Raw genomic sequence first — 18,744 nt, forward strand, 5'->3', positions numbered from 1 at the left:
AAACGCCCGGTTACATTCCGAACCCGGAAGCTAAGCCTTACAGCGCCGATGGTACTGCAGGGGGGACCCTGTGGGAGAGTAGGACGCCGCCGAACTCCTTTTAGAGCTCTGACTCTCGGGTGTACAGCCCGAGAGTCAGAGCTTTTTTGCGTTGCGGTAGGGTCGGGGGGCATCGTCGACACGTTTCCCACAGGAGGATCCCGGGTGGAGGTCCAGGAGACGCGGGTCCAGACAGACCGCGTCCTCACCATCCCGAACATGCTCAGCATGGCACGGCTCATTGGCGTACCGCTGTTCCTGTGGTTGATCCTCAGGCCGGAGTTCGGCGGTCCGAAGAGCGACGGCTGGGCCCTCCTGGTGCTGGCTTTCAGCGGCGTCAGCGACTACCTGGACGGCAAGCTGGCGCGGCGGTGGAACCAGATCAGCAGCCTCGGCCGGCTGCTCGACCCCGCCGCCGACCGGCTCTACATCCTCTCGACGTTGGTCGGCCTCACCTGGCGCGAGATCCTTCCGCTCTGGCTGACCGCCGTTCTGCTGGCGCGTGAGCTGGTTCTCCTGGTCATGGTGGGCATCCTCCGCCGGCACGGCTATCCACCGCCGCAGGTGAACTTCCTGGGGAAGGCCGCCACCTTCAATCTGATGTATGCCTTCCCGCTGCTCCTGCTCAGTGACGGAAGTGGCTGGATCTCGTCACTCGCTGCTATTTTCGGCTGGGCGTTCGCCGGATGGGGTACAACCCTCTATTGGTGGGCAGGAGTGCTCTACGTGGTCCAAGTCCGCCGTCTGGTTCGTGCGGACACCGTGGCCGATTGAACTCGCTGATTGGTGCGCACAGCGTCGTGCGGTGGCTCGCAGTGGAAAAGTGCGGGACAATCCTGGTGGGGGAAGTCGGCTAGACCGTCGTCTCTTCGAGGAGGACGCTTCCGACATGAAGGCCGTCGTGATGGCCGGGGGTGAAGGCACTCGCCTTCGTCCCATGACCTCAAGCATGCCCAAGCCGCTCCTGCCGGTGGCCAATAGGCCGATCATGGAGCATGTTCTGCGGTTGCTCAAAAAGCATGGGCTCAACGAAACCGTTGTGACCGTCCAGTTCCTTGCTTCGCTCGTCAAGAACTACTTCGGCGATGGCGAAGAGCTCGGAATGGAGCTCACCTATGCCAATGAGGAGAAGCCACTCGGTACCGCCGGGAGCGTGAAGAACGCCGAGGAGGCGCTGAAGGACGATGCCTTCCTCGTCATCTCCGGTGATGCCCTCACCGACTTCGACCTCACCGAGCTGATTAATTTCCACAAGGAAAAGGGCGCCCTGGTCACGGTCTGTCTGACCCGCGTCCCCAATCCGCTCGAATTCGGCATCACCATCGTGGACGAGGAAGGCAAGGTCGAGCGCTTCCTTGAGAAGCCGACCTGGGGGCAGGTCTTCTCCGACACGGTGAACACCGGCATCTACGTCATGGAGCCCGAGGTCTTCGACTACGTCGAGCCCGATGTGCCCGTCGACTGGTCCGGTGATGTCTTCCCGCAACTGATGAAGGAAGGCAAGCCCGTCTACGGCTATGTCGCCGAGGGCTACTGGGAGGACGTGGGCACGCACGAGAGCTATGTGAAGGCGCAGGCCGATGTCCTGGAGGGCAAGGTCGACGTCGACATCGACGGCTTCGAGATCTCCCCGGGCGTATGGGTCGCCGAGGGAGCCGAAGTGCACCCCGACGCCGTGCTGCGCGGGCCCCTTTACATCGGTGACTACGCCAAGGTCGAGGCAGGCGCGGAGATCCGCGAACACACCGTCGTGGGCTCCAACGTCGTCGTGAAGAGCGGTGCCTTCCTGCACAAGGCCGTCGTCCACGACAACGTGTACGTCGGACCGCACAGCAATCTGCGGGGCTGTGTCGTCGGCAAGAACACCGACATCATGCGCGCGGCACGGATCGAGGACGGCGCCGTCATCGGTGACGAGTGCCTGATCGGTGAAGAATCGATCGTCCAGGGCAATGTGCGGGTCTACCCGTTCAAGACCATCGAGGCGGGCGCGTTCGTCAACACCTCGGTGATCTGGGAGTCCAGGGGGCAGGCGCACCTCTTCGGGGCCCGGGGCGTGTCCGGCATCCTGAACGTCGAGATCACCCCGGAACTCGCGGTGCGGCTGGCCGGCGCGTACGCGACGACGCTGAAGAAGGGCTCGACCGTCACCACGGCCCGCGACCACTCCCGCGGTGCCCGTGCGTTGAAGCGGGCGGTCATCTCCGCACTGCAGGCCAGCGCCATCGACGTACGGGACCTGGAGAACGTGCCGCTGCCCGTGGCCAGGCAGCAGACAGCGCGGGGCAGCGCGGGCGGCATCATGATCCGGACCACGCCCGGTGTGCCGGACTCCGTCGACATCATGTTCTTCGACGGGCAGGGCGCCGACCTCTCCCAAGGCAGCCAGCGGAAGCTGGACCGGGTGTTCGCGCGGCAGGAGTACCGGCGCGCGTTCCCCGGGGAGATCGGGGACCTGCACTTCCCGGCCAGTGTCTTCGACTCATACACGGGCTCCCTGCTGCGCAACGTCGACATCACCGGTATCGCGGAGTCCGGACTCAAGGTGGTCGTCGACGCCTCCAACGGCAGTGCCGGCCTGGTGCTGCCGAGCCTGCTGGGCAAGCTGGGCGTCGACTCGCTGACCATCAACCCCGGTCTCGACGAGTCCAGGCCGACCGAGACGGCCGACATGCGGCGCTCGGGGCTGGTCCGGCTCGGGGAGATCGTGGCGTCCTCCGGTGCCGCCTTCGGCGTACGGTTCGACCCTGTCGGTGAGCGGCTGTCCCTGGTCGACGAGAAGGGGCGGATCATCGAGGACGACAGGTCGCTGCTCGTGATGCTCGACCTCATCGCGTCCGAACGGCGCAGCGGCCGGGTGGCGCTCCCGGTGACCACCACCAGGATCGCCGAGCAGGTCGCGGCTTATCACGGCACGCAGGTCGAATGGACGACCACCTCGCCCGACGACCTCACGCGCGTGGGCGGCGAGGAAGGGACGATCTTCGGTGGTGACGGCAAGGGCGGCTTCATCGTTCCGGAGTTCAGCAGTGTCTACGACGGCACCGCGGCCTTCGTGCGGCTCATCGGGCTGGTGGCGCGCACCCAGCTCACGCTGAGCCAGATCGACGCGCGCATTCCGCGGGCACATGTGCTCAAGCGGGACCTGGCGACCCCGTGGGCAGTCAAGGGCCTGGTGATGCGTCGGGTCGTGGAGGCGGCCGGAGACCGGTTCGTGGACACCACCGACGGCGTGCGTGTGGTGGAGGCCGACGGCCGCTGGGTGATGGTGCTGCCCGATCCGGCCGAGGCGGTCACCCACCTGTGGGCCGAGGGGCCCGACGACGCCTCCGCGCAGGCCCTGCTCGACGAGTGGTCGGCGGTCGTCGACAGCGCGGGTCGGTGAGCGGCCGGCACGCGCGGTAAAACGAGCGGTACGCGTGCGTGCCGGACAAGTGTCCCCAACGGGGCCTGTCCGGCACGCCGGTAGGTCCGTTCGTAGGGAGTGGCCGCGGCGTGCGACGATGTGCGGCATGCCGCAGCAACCCCCCGTTCGGAGCACACCCGCGCGGCCAGCTCGCCCGGACGCCTCCATGTCGTTGATCACCAACGTCATGGACCACAGCCTCGACGACGGATACGCCGAGGCCGCCGCGCGGCGGAAGGCCGACGGCGACGGCGGCATGCCGAAGACGCTCAGGGCGAAGCTGGGGCTGGCCGGCGGCCTGGTGCTCGCCGCGCTGATCGTGACCGTCGGTGCCGCGCAGGCCAGGGTCGCGGCCCCCGTCGTGGCCAAGGAGCGTGAGGAGCTGATCGACCGGATCGATCGGGAGACCGAGGCCGCGGACGAGCTCGAGGACGGCGTCGACAAGCTGCGCGCCGACGTGAGCGCGCGGCAGCGCGATGCGCTCCGGGACAGCGGCGGAGGCGATCGGTCCACGCTGGTGGGCATCCTGTCCGGCGCCACCGCGGTGCACGGGCCCGGCGTGCGGCTCGTGGTGGACGACGCCAAGGACGCCAGCACGGGCGGTGACGGGGACGCCCGGTCGACCACCGGGTTCTCCGACACCGGGCGGGTGCGCGACCGTGACATGCAGCGTGTGGTGAACGGCCTGTGGGAGTCCGGCGCCGAGGCGGTCTCCATCAACGGACAGCGGCTGACCGCCCTGTCGGCGATCAGGGCCGCGGGAGACGCGATACTGGTCGACAACAGACCGCTGGTGCCGCCGTACACGGTGCTCGCGGTGGGGGACGGCGGAAAACTGAGCGAGCGGTTCCAGAACAGCGCGGACGGGCTGTATCTGCACGCCTTGCAGGAGAACTACGGGATCCGGACGGCCATCTCCGCGGAGGACGACGTCCGGCTGTCCGCCGCACCGAGTGTGATCGTACGTACCGCACAGCCGATAACCGAGAAGGGCACATCGTGATCGCCGTACTGGGCCTCGTCGTGGGAGTCGTGGCCGGACTGTTGGTCCGGCCCGAGGTTCCGGCGGTCGTCGAGCCTTACCTGCCGATCGCCGTCGTCGCGGCGCTCGACGCCGTGTTCGGAGGGCTGCGGGCCATGCTGGACGGCATCTTCGACGACAAGGTCTTCGTGGTGTCGTTCCTGTCGAACGTCGTCGTCGCCGCCCTGATCGTGTTCCTCGGCGACAAACTCGGCGTGGGGGCCCAGCTGTCGACGGGCGTCGTGGTGGTCCTCGGCATCCGCATCTTCTCCAACGCCGCGGCGATCCGCCGGCACGTGTTCCGGGCGTGAGGCCGATGAGTGAGCACGAGCACAACGAGACGGCGCGCCCGGCGGTGTACCCGCCGAGGCCGGCTCCGGACGCCCCGCCCGCGGCCGGCCTGCGCAGGGAACTGCCCGCGGAGGTGCCCGCCGAGGTGCCCACGAGGGCGCCCGCACCCGCGGAGGAGGACGTTCCGCAGTCCTCGTCCGGTCTGACCGGCCGGCAGCGGCTGGTGAAGGGGCTCTGGCCGCCGCGGGTGACCCGGGCCCAACTCATCGTCGCCCTGCTGCTGTTCGGCCTCGGGTTCGGTCTGGCCGTCCAGGTGGCGTCGAACAGCGACAGCGACAGCGCGCTGCGCGGGGCACGTCAGGAAGATCTTGTGCGCATCCTCGATGAACTGGACGACCGCACAGAGCGTCTTGAGGACGAGAAGCAGGGACTCGAGAAGCAGCGCGACGAGCTGGAGAACAGCTCCGACCAGGCCGAGGAGGCCCGCAAGCAGACCATCGAGAAGGAACGGCAGCTCGGTGTGCTGGCGGGCACCGTGGCCGCGCAGGGGCCCGGGATCACGATGGCCATCGAGGACACGAAGGGGACGGTCGAGGCGAACATGCTGCTCGACGCCATCCAGGAGCTGCGCGCGGCCGGCGCCGAGGCGATCCAGGTGAACGGTGTGCGGGTGGTGGCGGGCACCTACCTGACGGACTCCGGGAACGGTGTCGGCGTGGACGGGAACAAGATCACCGCGCCCTATCGTTTCAAGGTCATCGGCAAGCCGCAGGACCTCGAGCCGGCGCTCAACATCCCCGGAGGCGTGGTGCAGACTCTCGAAAAGGAACAGGCCACCGTTACCGTGGAGCGGTCGACCAAGATCGTCGTGGATGCCTTGCGGGCGGTGAAGCGGCCTGACTACGCTCGGTCGTCCTCCCGGTGAACCGGAGGTGCATGGGGCGCGTTCGGCCAGGGCATGAGGTTGCGGGGGGTCGGCGCACCGAATGGGTGGTGCGTGGTGGAAACTGTCTGGCGGAGGCGGACGTTGTGAAGATGTCCGGGTCGGCCAATGTGTTCAGTCAGGGTTCGTCCTGCCCCACGGGCGGGTCTGTTTCGGTCAAGGGGAATCGCCCGTGAAGTTGTTTGCGAAGTTGTTCGGCAAGAGCGCGCGGCGAGAGGGCAGCGGCAACGCGACCGCTCGTCATCGCGCACAGCCTGAGGCGGAAGGCCAGCGTCCGCTGTACCGGGACCAGGTGGGTCAGGGCGCGCCGTCCGTTGACCCCGCGCAGTCGGGCGGCATAGGTTTCGGGCAGCCGTCGACCTCAGGTACGGGTGGAGGGTTCTCCGACCCGTACGCGTCCCACGCCCCTGGGGGGCAGCCGCGGCAGGAGGATCCGTCCATGTCGGCCCTGGTGTGTACGAGGTGCGGCAACCGCAACGCGGAGAACAGCCGCTTCTGCTCCAACTGCGGCGCGCCGCTGAGGCCCGGGGTCACCCCGGAGCGCCCCTCGGAGACGACGTCCACGATCTCGATCTCCGGTCTGGAGGCCTACGACGCGGAAGTCACCGGACAGACGCAGACGCCGACGCTCTCTCCCGAGGCGCAGGCGGCCGTCGACGCGCTGCCGATGGGTTCCGCGCTCCTGGTCGTGCGCCGCGGGCCGAACTCGGGCAGCCGCTTCCTGCTGGACGGCGACCTGACCACGGCCGGGCGTCACCCGCAGAGCGACATCTTCCTGGACGACGTGACGGTCTCCCGTCGGCACGTGGAGTTCCGGCGCGGCCCGGACGGCTCCTTCACGGTGGCCGACGTGGGCAGCCTGAACGGCACGTACGTCAACCGGGAGCGGATCGACCAGGTCGCCCTGTCCAACGGCGACGAGGTGCAGATCGGCAAGTACCGGCTGGTCTTCTACGCGAGCCAGCGGGGCTACTGACCTCCCCGGATCCGTCCGGGGAACCCCAGGGAAGGTCCATGGTTCAGACACCGAGCGGCGGTGCCGGCAACGGCGCCGCCGCCACGGGCACCGGACTGATGAGCATCGGCGCGGTGCTGACCGTGCTGCGCGAGGAGTTCCCCGAGGTCACCATCTCCAAGATCCGTTTCCTGGAGTCGGAGGGGCTGATCGAGCCGCAGCGGACTCCGTCGGGGTACCGCAAGTTCAGCGCCGGGGACGTCGAGCGCCTCGGTCATGTGCTGCGCATGCAGCGCGATCACTATCTGCCGCTCAAAGTGATCCGTGAGCACCTCGACGCCGTGGAGCGCGGCGACGCCGTCCACCTGCCGGCGCTGGGCCGTCCGGGGGACGGGGACACCGGTCAGGAGCACGCCGTCGAGGCGCCCACGGTGGCACGCATCGGGCGCGGTCGGCTGCTGGCGGTCGCCGGCATCGACGAGCCGATGCTCGCCGAGTGGGAGTCGTACGGGCTGCTCGCCCCGGTCGAGGACGGCATGTACGACGCCGAGTCGGTCACCGTCGCCGGGCTCATCACCGAGCTGGGGCGGTTCGGGATCGAGCCGCGTCATCTGAGGGCGATGAAGGCCGCCGCCGACCGTGAGGCCGGCCTGGTGGACCAGGTCGTCGCCCCGCTGAAGCGCCACCGGAACCCGCAGACCAGGGCCCACGCCCAGGCGCGCACGAAGGAGCTGGCGGGGCTCACGGTGAAGCTGCACGCGGCGCTGGTGCAGGCGGCACTCGGGATACGGCTGCCCTGAGACGGAGCGGCGCGGGGGCCGGATCTGCCACCCGTTGCCTGCCCGACTACCCAAACGTCCCGGGCACGGCCTAGGGTTGCTGTGTGAACGAGCTCGATGTCGTAGGTGTCCGGGTCGAGATGCCCTCCAACCAACCGATCGTGCTGTTGCGTGAAGTGGGCGGCGACCGCTACCTCCCCATCTGGATCGGGCCGGGGGAGGCGACGGCCATCGCCTTCGCCCAGCAGGGCATGGCACCCGCACGGCCGCTGACCCACGACCTGTTCAAGGACGTGCTGGAAGCCGTCGGACAGGAGCTCACGGAAGTGCGCATCACCGATCTGCGCGAGGGCGTCTTCTACGCGGAACTGGTGTTCGCCAGCGGTGTCGAGGTGAGTGCCCGCCCCTCCGACGCCATAGCGCTGGCCCTGCGGACGGGTACGCCGATCTACGGCAGTGACACGGTGCTCGACGACGCCGGGATCGCCATCCCGGACGAGCAGGAGGACGAGGTGGAGAAGTTCCGCGAGTTCCTCGACCAGATCTCGCCGGAGGACTTCGGAACCAGTAACCAGTGAGGGCGGTCGGTGGCCGCCGACCGGGTCGGCCGCCGGGGCTCACGCCGAAGGCATTCGGCTAGCCTTTCCCCACGGTGGGGTACGGGAAACCACTCTTAGGGTGATTATCACTCGGCGTGCCGAGTGTGGCGATCGTTGACGCACCCTTGGTGACTGCCTACCTTCGAGGAGGCAGGTCAAGGACGGAGGTCGGCGTGAGAAGCAGCGGCGACGGTACGGCTGGGGGTGTCCCCGGACGTGGTTTCGGGGCGAGCGGGCCGTACCCTCCCCAGAACTCCCGGCTCCGTCCGAGCGGGGGGCATCCCGTCCACGGCGGCGCGATCGACCACGCTCCACAGCGACCGACGGCTGTGCCGAGCAGCGGAGGGGCGACATCCATGGCGTCCGAGCAGATCGGCTACCGGGGGCCCACGGCCTGCGCCGCCGCCGGTATCACCTACCGGCAGCTCGACTACTGGGCCCGTACGGGGCTGGTCGAGCCGAGCGTGCGGCCGGCCCACGGATCGGGTACGCAGCGGCTGTACAGCTTCCGCGACGTCGTCGTATTGAAGATCGTCAAGCGGTTCCTGGACACGGGCGTCTCCCTGCAGAACATCCGCACCGCGGTCCAGCACCTGCGCGAGCGCGGCTTCAGCGACCTGGAGCGCATGACGCTGATGAGCGACGGGGCCACGGTCTACGAGTGCACCTCGCCCGACGAGGTCCACGCCCTGCTCCAGGGCGGCCAGGGCGTCTTCGGCATCGCCGTGGGCGTGGTGTGGCGGGACGTGGAGAGCGCGCTGTCCCAGCTGCACGGGGAGCGCGTCGACACCGGGGAGACCCTGGTCGGGCACAACCCGATGGACGAGCTGGCGCGGCGGCGGAACAAGGCCGTCTGAGACCGCCCCGCAACGGCCGTTGTCAGTGGCGTGCGGCAGCATCGGAGAGGTGAGAACCGCGCCCACGATCCTGCATCTCGACATGGACGCCTTCTTCGCCTCGGTGGAGCAGGCCTCCAAGCCGAGTCTGCGCGGGAAGGCGGTCGTCGTGGGCGGGCTCGGGCCACGGGGTGTGGTGGCCACCGCCTCGTACGAGGCACGGGTCTTCGGCGTCCACTCGGCGATGCCCATGGCGCAGTCCCGTCGGCTCGCGCCGAACGCCGCGTATCTGGTGCCGAGGTTCGCCCTCTACCGGTCGATCAGCGAGCAGGTGATGGGGTTGTTGAGGGCCCTGTCGCCGCTGGTGGAGCCGCTGAGCCTGGACGAGGCGTTCGTGGACCTGGAGGCCGGCGGCACGGCCTGGGACGAGCGGTCGGCGCGGCTGGCCGGGGCGAAGCTGCGCGCGGACATACGAGCGGTCACGGGGCTCACCGGGTCGGTGGGGCTCGCGGCCTCCAAGATGCTGGCGAAGATCGCCTCGGAGCAGGCGAAGCCGGACGGACTGGTGCTGATCGAGCCGGGCACGGAGCGGGCCCTGCTGGGGCCGCTGTCGGTCCGCACCCTGCCGGGCGTCGGACCGGCGACCGGTGATCATCTGCGGCGGGCGGGGATCCACACGGTCGACGAGCTCGCCGAGGCCGGGGAGGACGAGCTCGTACGGCTGCTGGGCAAGGCCCATGGGCGCGCGCTGTTCGCGATGGCGCTGGCCCGGGACGAGCGGCCCGTGGTGGCCGAGCGGGAGGCCAAGTCGGTGTCGGTGGAGGACACGTACGACGTGGACATCCACGACCGGGTGCGGGTCGGCGGGGAGGTGCGGCGGCTCGCGGACCGGTGCGTGCGCAGGCTGCGGGCGGCGGGCCTGTCGGGGCGGACCATCGTGCTGAAGGTGCGCCGGTACGACTTCTCGACCCTCACCCGGTCCGAGACGCTGCGGGGCCCCACGGACGATCCGGCGGTGGTGCGGGAGGCGGCCGCGCGGCTGCTGGACTCGGTCGACACGACGGGCGGGGTGCGGTTGCTGGGCGTCGGGGTCAGCGGGCTGGCCGATTACACGCAGGAGGACCTGTTCGCGCAGGCGGGCGGCCCCGTGGACGACCTCCTGCGCGAGGAGGCCGAGGCCGCGCCCGCGCCGGAGCCGGAGGCACCCGCCGAGCGGCGCTGGCCGGCGGGGCACGACGTACGGCACGCCGTGCACGGACACGGATGGGTGCAGGGCAGCGGGCTGGGCCGGGTCACGGTGCGCTTCGAGACACCCGGCTCGGAGCCGGGCAGGGTGAAGACCTTCCGCGTCGACGACCCGGCTCTGCAACCGGCGGAACCGCTGCCGCTGGTGGCCCGAGGACCCGGGGAGGGCGAGGGCGCGGGGGCCGGCCGAGGGGCGCGGGGACGGTGAGCAAGGCGGATCAGGCCGGCTTGTCGTTCCCGGCGAGTTTGCCGAAGTCGCGGTCCGGGAGGGGAGGCGGAGCGGCGAGGTCCAGGCCGTAGTGGTGGTAGAGCTGGAGTTCCTGTTCGGGGGAGAGGTGGCGGCCCACGCCGAAGTCGGGGGCGTCCTTGATGAGGGCGCGTTCGAAGGGGACGTGGAGGGCGCCGTCGATGAGGTCGCTGGGTTCCAGGGGGACGAAGGCGTCCCTGCTGAACAGACCGGTGCGTATCGCCGCCCACTCCGGTACGCCGGTGGCGTCGTCGAGGTAGACCTCGTCGATCGTGCCGATCCGGTTTCCGTTGCGGTCGAACGCCTTGCGGCCGATCAGGTGGCGCGGATCGATGTCGGTCTGCACGGGCCCTCCACTGGTCGCAAACTCATCCGTAAGCACTACAGAACGGCACAATCGGCTGGGCGGCCACTCGAAGGTACTGGTGCGGTGCTCGCTGGTAGGCTGGCAAACGGCTGCTGACCCCGTGCGGGAGAGCCCTTCCGGACACCACCGGAGGCGCCGAAGGAGCAAATCCTCCCCGGAATCTCTCAGGCACACGTACCGCACGGACGAGGTCACTCTGGAAAGCAGGGCGGGTGTCGACGGCTTCCGCTCTCACCGACGGTGAAAACCGGACGCCTTCGGGCCGTCCGGTGAAGCTCTCAGGTTGAGATGACAGAGGGGGAGGCCGTTCGGGCACCCGCGCCGTGGTGCCCCTCGAAGGTCGTCGGACCAGGAGGCCTCCTCAATGACCGCCCCTCGCACTCCGCTCTCCGAGCTCGAACAGGGAATCCCCTTCGAGCAGCGCCACATCGGCCCCGACCACGAGGCCCGGGCCAAGATGCTCGCCCAGGTCGGCTACGGCTCGCTGGACGAGCTGACGGCCGCCGCGGTGCCGGATGTGATCAAGAACGCCGATGCGCTGGACCTGCCGGGTGCGCGGAGCGAGGCCGAGGTGCTGGCCGAGCTGCGTGCGCTGGCCGACCGCAACGAGGTGCTCGGCTCCATGATCGGGCTCGGGTACTACGGGACGTTCACCCCGCCCGTCATCCTGCGCAACGTGATGGAGAACCCGGCCTGGTACACGGCCTACACCCCGTACCAGCCGGAGATCTCGCAGGGGCGGCTCGAGGCGCTGCTGAACTTCCAGACCGTGGTCGCCGAGCTCACCGGCCTGCCGACCTCCGGTGCCTCCCTGCTCGACGAGGGCACCGCCGCCGCCGAGGCGATGGCGCTGTCGCGGCGCATGGGCAAGAACAAGAAGGGCCTGTTCCTGGTCGACGCGGACGTGCTGCCGCAGACCATCGCCGTGATCGAGACCCGCGCCGAGCCGACCGGCGTCGAGGTCGTCGTCGCCGACCTCGGTGAGGGCATCCCCGCCGAGCTCGCCGAGCGCGAGATCAACGGCGTGCTGATCCAGTACCCGGGCGCCTCGGGCGCCGTGCGCGACATCAAGCCGGTGATCGACCGGGCGCACGAGCTCGGCGCGCTCGTCACCGTGGCCGCCGACCTGCTCGCCCTCACCCTGCTGAAGTCGCCCGGTGAGCTGGGCGCGGACATCGCGGTCGGCACCACGCAGCGCTTCGGTGTGCCGATGGGCTTCGGCGGGCCGCACGCCGGCTACATGGCCGTCCAGGAGAAGATGGCGCGCAGCCTGCCCGGGCGGCTCGTCGGCGTCTCCGTCGACGCGGACGGACACAAGGCCTACCGTCTCGCCCTCCAGACCCGTGAGCAGCACATCCGCCGCGAGAAGGCCACCAGCAACATCTGCACCGCCCAGGTGCTGCTCGCCGTCATGGCCGGGATGTACGCCGTCTACCACGGTCCGGAGGGGCTGCGGTTGATCGCCCGGCGCACCCACCGGTACGCCACCGTCCTCGCCGAGGGACTGCGGGCCGGCGGAGCCGGGATCGTGCACGGCTCCTACTTCGACACGCTGACCGTGCGGGTCGCCGGACGGGCCGCCGAGGTGGTCGCCGCCGCCCGCGACAACGGCGTCAACCTGCGCCTCGTCGACGCCGACCACGTCTCGATCGCCTGCGACGAGACCACCACCCGGGAGCAGTTGGCCGCCGTGTGGAGCGCCTTCGGCGTCGAGGGCGACGCCGAGGCCCTGGACGCGGCCGCGCGGGACACGCTGCCGGACGCCCTGCTGCGCAACGACGAGTACCTGACCCACCCCGTCTTCCGGCAGCACCGCTCAGAGACCGCGATGCTGCGCTACCTGCGGCGGCTCTCCGACCGCGACTACGCGCTGGACCGCGGCATGATCCCGCTGGGCTCCTGCACCATGAAGCTCAACGCGACCACCGAGATGGAGCCGGTCACCTGGCCGGAGTTCGGTCAGCTGCACCCCTTCGCGCCCGCCGAGCAGGCCCAGGGCTACCTCACGCTCATCCGCGAGCTGGAGGAACGTCTCGCCGAGGTCACCGGCTACGACAAGGTGTCCCTCCAGCCGAACGCCGGCTCCCAGGGCGAGCTGGCCGGTCTGCTCGCCGTGCGCGGCTACCACCGGGCCAACGGCGACGAGCAGCGCACCGTCTGCCTCATCCCGTCCTCCGCGCACGGCACCAACGCCGCCAGCGCCGTGATGGCCGGCATGAAGGTCGTCGTCGTCAAGACGTCCGACGACGGCGAGATCGACGTCGCGGACCTGCGGGCGAAGATCGGGCAGCACCGCGACGAGCTGGCGGTGCTGATGATCACGTACCCCTCGACGCACGGCGTGTTCGAGGAGCACGTCGCCGACATCTGCGCCGAGGTGCACGAGGCCGGCGGCCAGGTGTACGTGGACGGCGCCAACCTCAACGCGCTGGTGGGCCTGGCCAAGCCCGGCCACTTCGGCGGTGACGTCTCGCACCTGAACCTGCACAAGACCTTCTGCATCCCGCACGGCGGCGGCGGCCCCGGCGTCGGCCCGGTCGGCGTGCGGGCGCACCTGGCGCCGTACCTGCCGAACCACCCGCTCCAGCCGGAGGCCGGCCCGAAGACCGGTGTCGGGCCCATCTCGGCGGCGCCGTGGGGCTCGGCGGGCATCCTGCCGATCTCGTGGGCGTACGTCCGTCTCATGGGCGGCGAGGGCCTGAAGCGGGCCACGCAGGTGGCCGTACTCAGCGCCAACTACATCGCCAAGCGCCTGGAGCCGCACTACCCGGTGCTCTACACCGGCCCCGCCGGCCTGGTCGCGCACGAGTGCATCATCGACCTGCGCCCGCTGACCAAGGCGACCGGCGTCAGCGTGGACGACGTGGCGAAGCGGCTGATCGACTACGGCTTCCACGCGCCGACGATGTCGTTCCCGGTGGCCGGCACGCTGATGATCGAGCCCACCGAGTCCGAGGACCTCACCGAACTCGACCGGTTCTGCGAGGCGATGATCGCGATCCGCGCGGAGATCGAGAAGGTCGGCTCCGGCGAGTGGCCCGCGGACGACAACCCGCTCCGCAACGCCCCGCACACCGCTGCCGCGCTCGGCGGGGAGTGGGAGCACGCGTACGGCCGGACGGAGGCCGTGTTCCCGGCCGGGGTGAGCGCCGCCGACAAGTACTGGCCGCCGGTGCGCCGCATCGACCAGGCCTTCGGCGACCGGAACCTGGTCTGTTCCTGCCCGCCGCTGGACGCGTACGAGGACTGACGCACGCCGCAGGGCCCCGCTCGACCGGAGCGGGGCCCTGCGGCGTGTGCGGCTACGCCGGGTACGCGTGCGTCTGCGTCGCCTTGACGGCCGCCCAGACCGTCGCGCCCGGGTGGAGGCCGAGTTCGGCCGCGGCGACCGTGGTGAGGTCGGCGGCCAGGGCGAGTTCGCCGGTGAGCTCCGCGCGGATCCGGTCCCCGTGGGTCTCGAGACCGGCGACCTCACAGCGCCAGAGGTTGCGGGCGCTGGAGCCGGTCGGCCGGTCCCGGTGCAGGGTGACGGCGTCGGGCGGGAACGCCACGAAGGCGGGCCCGGAGAGGTGCTCCGTCGTGCTCACGGCGGGCCCCGCGTCGAGCCGCACCGCATGGCCGTCGGCCTGCCCGCGGTACAGGTTGAGGCCCACCAGCCGGGCGATGTACTCGGTGCGCGGGTGACGGGCGATGTCGGAGGGCGTGCCCTCCTGCACGATCCGGCCCTGCTCCACGACGACCAGACGGTCGGCGAGCACCATGGCGTCCAGCGGGTCGTGCGTGACCAGGACGGCCACGGCCTCGAAGGCGGCCAGATGACGGCGGAGCTGCGCGCGCACCTCCAGCCGGGTACGGGCGTCCAGGGCGGCGAGCGGTTCGTCCAGGAGCAGCAGCCGGGGGCGGGTGGCCAGGGCGCGGGCGAGGGCCACGCGCTGGGCCTGGCCGCCGGACAGCCGCCGGGGCCGGGCACCCGCGTGCCCGGCCAGACCCATGCGGTCGAGCCACTCGGCGGCCTGGGCGCGTGCCTCCGCCTTGCCGACGCCCCGGCAGCGCGGCCCGAAGGCCACGTTGTCGAGCGCGGTCAGGTGCGGGAAGAGCAGGTAGTCCTGGAAGACGACACCCACCGGGCGCGACTCCGGCGGTGTGCGGCGCAGCTCCGTGCCGTCCAGCCGCAGGTGCCCGGCGCTGAGCGGGGCGAGGCCCGCGAGTGCGCGCAGGGCGGTGGTCTTGCCGGCCCCGTTCGGGCCCAGCAGGGCGACGACGTCACCGGGCGCGGCGGTGAGCGCGACGTCCAGGCGGAAGGAGCCGTGGTCCACGACGAGCCGCGCGTCCAGCCCTTCGGCCGTGGTGCCGGCCGGCTCGGGCAGGTGTCCGGGATTCTTCGCCATGGTGTCAGACGGCCCTCATCCAGCGGTCCCGAAGCCCGGCCAGTACGGCGACGGACACCGCCAGCAGGACCAGGCTGAGGGCGATCGCGGCGGCCGGGTCGTTCTGCAGGGCGAGGTAGACCGCGAGCGGCATGGTCTGGGTGCGGCCGGGGAAGTTGCCGGCGAAGGTGATCGTCGCGCCGAACTCCCCGAGGGCCCGGGCCCAGGCCAGTACGGCGCCCGCCGCGATGCCGGGAGCGATCAGCGGCAGCGTGACCCGGCGGAACGCGGTGAAGCGGGAGGCGCCCAGGGTGGCGGCCGCCTCCTCGTAACGCGGGTCGGCGGCCCGCAGCGTGCCCTCGACGCTGATGACGAGGAACGGCATCGCCACGAACGTTTCCGCGAGGACGACGCCCGCGGTGGTGAAGGGCAGGGTGACGCCGAACCACGCGTCCAGCCACTGGCCGACGACGCCGTTGCGGCCCAGGGCGAGCAGCAGGGCGACACCGCCCACCACCGGGGGCAGCACCAGTGGGAGCGTCACCAGGGCGCGGACCAGGCCCCGGCCGGGGAAGTCCGTACGGGCCAGCAGCCAGGCCAGCGGAACGCCGAGGACCAGGCTCAGCGCGGTCGCCGTCGTGGCGCAGAACAGCGACAGCCGCAGCGCGTCCCACACCTCGGGGCTGGACAGCTGCTCGGGGAGGCTGCGCCAGGGGGCGCGCAGGAGGAGGGCGAGGAGCGGGACCAGGAGGAACGCCAGGCCCAGGAGGGCGGGCGCGAGGAGGGCGAGGGGGACACCGCGGCCGGGGGCACGGGGGCGTGCCCTCCGGGGGGCTTCCTGGCCGGTGGTCATGGCTTCAGGAATCCCGCCCCACCCAGCACCTTCTGGCCCTCCGGCGACCCGACCAGCTCCACGAACGCCCTCGCCGCCGAGGGATTGGGGGCGTTCTCGAGCCGGGCGATCGGATAGTCGTTGACGGCCTCGGCGGACTCCGGGAATTCCACGCCCTCCACCTTGTCACCGGCCGCCTTCACATCCGTGCGGTACACGACGGCGGCGTCGGCCTCCCGCAGCTCGACCTTCGTCAGGGCGCTCTTGACGTCCTGCTCGTACGAGACCGGCTCCAGCTCGACCCCGCCGGCGGCGAGGGCGGTCCGCGCGGCGGCTCCGCAGGGCACCGTCCTGTCGCACAGGACGACCTTGAGACCGGACACGGCCAGGTCCTCGAGGGAGTCGATCGCGTGCGGGTTGCCCGGCACGGTGGCGATCTCCAGCCGGTTGCGGGCGAAGGTGCTCGGGCTGCCCGCCGTGTGTCCCCCGTCCACGACGAGCTTCATCGTCCTGGCGCTGGCCGCCGCGAAGACGTCGGCCGGCGCGCCGTTGCCGATGCCGGCCGCCAGGCCGTCGCTGCCGCCGAAGTTGAAGGTGACCTCGGTCCCCGGGTGCTCCTTCTCGAAGCGCTCGCCCAGCACTGTGAAGCTCTCCTTCAGCGAGGCGGCCGCGAAGACGGTGACCGTGCCGGTGATCTCCCGCCCGCCGGACCCCGCGGACGCCGACGAGCCCGAGCCGGACCCGGAGCAGGCGCTCAGCGCCAGTACGGCGGCGGCTGTCCCGGCGCCGGCGATCCGACGGGTCCGATGCGAACGGGTCATGTCGGAGCACTCCCTCTGCGGGCCGGTGGAAGAGCCGGTGAAGCCCTCGCGATACGTCGATCATACTGACGCATCTGCCAGGCTTTCACCCCCTGTCTCACTGCATGAGCAAGGAAAAATAGCCAGAGGGTGTGCATGTGCGTTCGGGCAGGTGCGCTGCCGCCGTCAGATGCGGTCGATGTGGACGTTCGTCGATTTCACGCGGGCCGTGGCCTCCATGCCGACCTCCAGTCCGAGTTCCTCGACCGCCTCCCGGGTGAGCAGCGAGACGAGGCGGTGCGGGCCGGCCTGGATCTCGACCTGGGCGGCGACGTCGCCGAGCTTGATCGCGGTGACGATGCCGGGGAAGGCGTTGCGGGCGGAGGTGTACGGGGTGCCCTCCTCGGCGGCGCCGGCCCTGGCGAGTTCGACGGAGAACGCCGCCAGGTCCCGTCCGTCGACGAGCCGGCGTCCGCCGTCGTCGCGGTGGGTGGTGAGACGCCCCGCGTCCGCCCAGCGGCGGGCGGTGTCCGGGCTCACGCCGAGCAGCCTCGCTGCCTGGCCGATCGTGTAGGACTGCATGCCGGTCACGATAGGCGGTGCCGAAGGCGCGTCAGCCGCACCCGGCGGGGGCGGGCGGGCCGGGCACCCCTTTCCCGTGCCGGACCGCGGTGGGCGACGCACCCCGGACGCGCGTCGGGGCCGGCGCGCGGGAGTTCCCGCGTCCGGCCCCTCGTGTCCCCGGGCGGGCCCCGTTCCGCCCGGTCGTGCTCAGGCGGTGGTCAGGCTGGCGCCGCGGGGACGCTGCGGGGCGATGATCCTGCCGTCGGGCAGGAGTTCACCGGTGTCCTCGAAGAACACGACACCGTTGCACAGCAGGCTCCAGCCCTGCTCCGGGTGGTGCGCCACGAGACGGGCGGATTCCCGGTCGGCGGAGTCGGCTGAGGGGCACGGTGGCTGGTGCTGGCACATGGGTGGGATCTCTCGCTCTGTGGTGACCTGTGAGTCGGCTGTCGTTTCAGTTCCGCGGCGTGAAGCTTCGTTCATGGCCGCCCCCCCCGTTGTGATAGGTCGGTCGGAAACCAGTGTTGCCCCACGGACGACGATCCGCAGGGATTTCGCGGCACCGCTCCTCACAGGTTGATGACGCGTCGCCCGCACGGACGGTTCACCTCGACTGCACGGTCACTTCGGGTGGTTCACCGTGGCCGGATGGGGCTAGTCCGCCCGGGAACAGCACGTACCCCGCCGCGTCGGGAGTCCCGGGCGGCGGGGTACGCGGTCTCTTCTCAGGCGGGTGAGCCGAGCAGGCGGGTCGGTGTCACCCGGTGCGTCAGGACCGGGAGCAGGTCGGTGAACCGGTGCGGGCGGTGGGCCGCGATGCCGGGCGGCGCCGGGGCGAGCGGGACGAGCAGATCGGTGGCGGCCGGGTGGCCGGCGGCGCCGTCCGCGGTGGGGTCGCCGTGCAGCCAGAGCGTGAGCATGTAGAGGCTCGGCACCGAGAGCAGCCGGGGCTGGTACGGCTGTGTCAGGGCGTCGGCCTGGCGCAGTGCGAGCTCGGTGGAGGTGATGTAGGGGCCCTCGAAGAAGCGGGAGAAGGTCCAGCCGTCGGCGGTGAGCACGGTGTCCGCGGCGGCCACCGCGCGGTCGCCGGTGCGGATCAGGAAACGCCACCCGGCCAACCGGGTCGCGCTCCCGCCGTCGGAGGCGGCCCGGTCCAGGACGTGCACGGGAAGGGGCAGCTCGGCCGAGGCGGGTCCCTGGGAGACGAGCAGGGACGGGGTCCGGGCTTCGCGGACCGCGGTCGGCGACGAGAGCGCGGTCAGGACGGAACGCAGGGCGGGCGCGGGAGCCGGGGGAACGTGCAGGGGCATGGTGGGTCGCCTCTCATTCGAAGGCACAGTGGCGCGAGGGCGGGGCGTGGCGGGGCGGACGGCGCTGTCAGCTCGCGAAGGCCAGAGAGGCAGGGGCCGGGGGCCGAGTCCGGGAGACGGGGGCGAGGAGTGCCGCACGCCAC

Annotated in this window: 18 protein-coding genes, 1 rRNA gene and 1 riboswitch; of the genes, 12 read left to right on the top strand and 7 right to left on the bottom strand. The window is 70.9% G+C overall.

Going from position 1 to position 18,744, the window contains the following annotated elements; genetic code table 11:
* The 11 genes from rrf to ACFY3N_RS29320 form a co-directional block, all read left to right on the top strand.
* Positions 1–95 (top strand): 5S ribosomal RNA (gene rrf, locus ACFY3N_RS29270); the annotation flags it as partial.
* 109 nt (positions 96–204) lie between these two features.
* Positions 205–813, top strand: a complete 609-nt coding sequence (locus ACFY3N_RS29275) for a CDP-alcohol phosphatidyltransferase family protein (RefSeq protein ID WP_390819779.1) — start codon at positions 205–207, stop codon at positions 811–813.
* A 115-nt stretch (positions 814–928) separates the two neighbouring features.
* Positions 929–3,424, top strand: a complete 2,496-nt coding sequence (locus ACFY3N_RS29280) for a sugar phosphate nucleotidyltransferase (RefSeq protein ID WP_390819780.1) — start codon at positions 929–931, stop codon at positions 3,422–3,424.
* A gap of 187 nt (positions 3,425–3,611) precedes the next feature.
* Positions 3,612–4,448 carry a DUF881 domain-containing protein gene (locus tag ACFY3N_RS29285; protein ID WP_390819781.1) on the top strand — a complete coding sequence of 279 codons (837 nt, stop codon included), beginning with the start codon at positions 3,612–3,614 and terminating at the stop codon, positions 4,446–4,448.
* Entirely contained in the window at positions 4,445–4,777 is a 333-nt protein-coding gene (locus tag ACFY3N_RS29290) for a small basic family protein (RefSeq protein WP_003988855.1), read from the top strand. The genes ACFY3N_RS29285 and ACFY3N_RS29290 overlap by 4 nt, the downstream gene beginning before the upstream one ends.
* Positions 4,778–4,782: 5 nt before the next feature.
* Positions 4,783–5,682 (top strand): DUF881 domain-containing protein, encoded by a 900-nt coding sequence (locus tag ACFY3N_RS29295; RefSeq protein WP_390819782.1) that lies wholly within the window; start codon positions 4,783–4,785, stop codon positions 5,680–5,682.
* Between the two features lie 61 nt (positions 5,683–5,743).
* Positions 5,744–6,676: an FHA domain-containing protein gene (locus ACFY3N_RS29300; protein ID WP_390819783.1), complete on the top strand. Its 933-nt coding sequence runs from the start codon at positions 5,744–5,746 to the stop codon at positions 6,674–6,676.
* 38 nt (positions 6,677–6,714) lie between these two features.
* Positions 6,715–7,455 carry a MerR family transcriptional regulator gene (locus tag ACFY3N_RS29305; RefSeq protein ID WP_390819784.1) on the top strand — a complete coding sequence of 247 codons (741 nt, stop codon included), beginning with the start codon at positions 6,715–6,717 and terminating at the stop codon, positions 7,453–7,455.
* 83 nt (positions 7,456–7,538) lie between these two features.
* Entirely contained in the window at positions 7,539–8,012 is a 474-nt protein-coding gene (locus tag ACFY3N_RS29310) for a bifunctional nuclease family protein (RefSeq protein WP_004934251.1), read from the top strand.
* A 194-nt stretch (positions 8,013–8,206) separates the two neighbouring features.
* Positions 8,207–8,890, top strand: a complete 684-nt coding sequence (locus tag ACFY3N_RS29315) for a MerR family transcriptional regulator (RefSeq protein WP_390819785.1) — start codon at positions 8,207–8,209, stop codon at positions 8,888–8,890.
* Positions 8,891–8,939: 49 nt separating this feature from the next.
* The gene (locus ACFY3N_RS29320; protein ID WP_390819786.1) at positions 8,940–10,322 is read left to right on the top strand and encodes a DNA polymerase IV; all 1,383 of its coding nucleotides are present in this window, start codon (positions 8,940–8,942) and stop codon (positions 10,320–10,322) included.
* A gap of 10 nt (positions 10,323–10,332) precedes the next feature.
* Here the strand turns inward: ACFY3N_RS29320 and ACFY3N_RS29325 are convergent, their stop codons facing one another.
* Positions 10,333–10,707, bottom strand: a complete 375-nt coding sequence (locus ACFY3N_RS29325) for a PRC-barrel domain-containing protein (RefSeq protein ID WP_030833737.1) — start codon at positions 10,705–10,707, stop codon at positions 10,333–10,335.
* A gap of 114 nt (positions 10,708–10,821) precedes the next feature.
* Positions 10,822–10,918, top strand: a riboswitch (glycine riboswitch).
* A gap of 174 nt (positions 10,919–11,092) precedes the next feature.
* Between ACFY3N_RS29325 and gcvP the strand changes: the two genes are divergently transcribed.
* Complete coding sequence (gcvP, locus tag ACFY3N_RS29330; protein WP_390819787.1) at positions 11,093–13,978, top strand: aminomethyl-transferring glycine dehydrogenase; 2,886 nt, start codon at positions 11,093–11,095, stop codon at positions 13,976–13,978.
* A gap of 52 nt (positions 13,979–14,030) precedes the next feature.
* On the opposite strand, the gene ACFY3N_RS29335 is transcribed toward gcvP, so the two are convergent.
* The 6 genes from ACFY3N_RS29335 to ACFY3N_RS29360 all read right to left on the bottom strand — a co-directional run bounded on the left by ACFY3N_RS29335 (position 14,031) and on the right by ACFY3N_RS29360 (position 18,601).
* Positions 14,031–15,116: an ABC transporter ATP-binding protein gene (locus ACFY3N_RS29335; protein ID WP_390819788.1), complete on the bottom strand. Its 1,086-nt coding sequence runs from the start codon at positions 15,114–15,116 to the stop codon at positions 14,031–14,033.
* A 4-nt stretch (positions 15,117–15,120) separates the two neighbouring features.
* Complete coding sequence (modB, locus tag ACFY3N_RS29340) at positions 15,121–15,948, bottom strand: molybdate ABC transporter permease subunit (RefSeq protein ID WP_390819789.1); 828 nt, start codon at positions 15,946–15,948, stop codon at positions 15,121–15,123.
* Positions 15,945–16,748, bottom strand: a complete 804-nt coding sequence (gene modA / locus ACFY3N_RS29345; RefSeq protein ID WP_390819791.1) for a molybdate ABC transporter substrate-binding protein — start codon at positions 16,746–16,748, stop codon at positions 15,945–15,947. The genes modB and modA overlap by 4 nt, the downstream gene beginning before the upstream one ends.
* Positions 16,749–16,913: 165 nt before the next feature.
* The gene (locus tag ACFY3N_RS29350; RefSeq protein WP_390819792.1) at positions 16,914–17,309 is read right to left on the bottom strand and encodes a molybdopterin-binding protein; all 396 of its coding nucleotides are present in this window, start codon (positions 17,307–17,309) and stop codon (positions 16,914–16,916) included.
* A 189-nt stretch (positions 17,310–17,498) separates the two neighbouring features.
* Positions 17,499–17,699 (bottom strand): DUF5999 family protein, encoded by a 201-nt coding sequence (locus tag ACFY3N_RS29355; RefSeq protein ID WP_073934577.1) that lies wholly within the window; start codon positions 17,697–17,699, stop codon positions 17,499–17,501.
* A gap of 317 nt (positions 17,700–18,016) precedes the next feature.
* Positions 18,017–18,601 carry a hypothetical protein gene (locus tag ACFY3N_RS29360; protein WP_390819793.1) on the bottom strand — a complete coding sequence of 195 codons (585 nt, stop codon included), beginning with the start codon at positions 18,599–18,601 and terminating at the stop codon, positions 18,017–18,019.
* Positions 18,602–18,744: the final 143 nt, after the last annotated feature.

This window comes from Streptomyces sp. NPDC000348 (assembly GCF_042898795.1).
Lineage (GTDB): Bacteria > Actinomycetota > Actinomycetes > Streptomycetales > Streptomycetaceae > Streptomyces.

Coding starts and splice junctions, on each gene's coding strand:
- ACFY3N_RS29350 (WP_390819792.1), bottom strand. CDS start 17,309: ATGCAGTCCTACACGATCGGCCAGGCAGCGAGGCTGCTCGGCGTGAGC.
- ACFY3N_RS29295 (WP_390819782.1), top strand. CDS start 4,783: ATGAGTGAGCACGAGCACAACGAGACGGCGCGCCCGGCGGTGTACCCG.
- ACFY3N_RS29335 (WP_390819788.1), bottom strand. CDS start 15,116: ATGGCGAAGAATCCCGGACACCTGCCCGAGCCGGCCGGCACCACGGCC.
- gcvP (WP_390819787.1), top strand. CDS start 11,093: ATGACCGCCCCTCGCACTCCGCTCTCCGAGCTCGAACAGGGAATCCCC.
- ACFY3N_RS29360 (WP_390819793.1), bottom strand. CDS start 18,601: ATGCCCCTGCACGTTCCCCCGGCTCCCGCGCCCGCCCTGCGTTCCGTC.
- ACFY3N_RS29305 (WP_390819784.1), top strand. CDS start 6,715: ATGGTTCAGACACCGAGCGGCGGTGCCGGCAACGGCGCCGCCGCCACG.
- ACFY3N_RS29285 (WP_390819781.1), top strand. CDS start 3,612: ATGTCGTTGATCACCAACGTCATGGACCACAGCCTCGACGACGGATAC.
- ACFY3N_RS29280 (WP_390819780.1), top strand. CDS start 929: ATGAAGGCCGTCGTGATGGCCGGGGGTGAAGGCACTCGCCTTCGTCCC.
- ACFY3N_RS29300 (WP_390819783.1), top strand. CDS start 5,744: ATGGGTGGTGCGTGGTGGAAACTGTCTGGCGGAGGCGGACGTTGTGAA.
- ACFY3N_RS29355 (WP_073934577.1), bottom strand. CDS start 17,699: ATGTGCCAGCACCAGCCACCGTGCCCCTCAGCCGACTCCGCCGACCGG.
- modB (WP_390819789.1), bottom strand. CDS start 15,948: ATGACCACCGGCCAGGAAGCCCCCCGGAGGGCACGCCCCCGTGCCCCC.
- modA (WP_390819791.1), bottom strand. CDS start 16,748: ATGACCCGTTCGCATCGGACCCGTCGGATCGCCGGCGCCGGGACAGCC.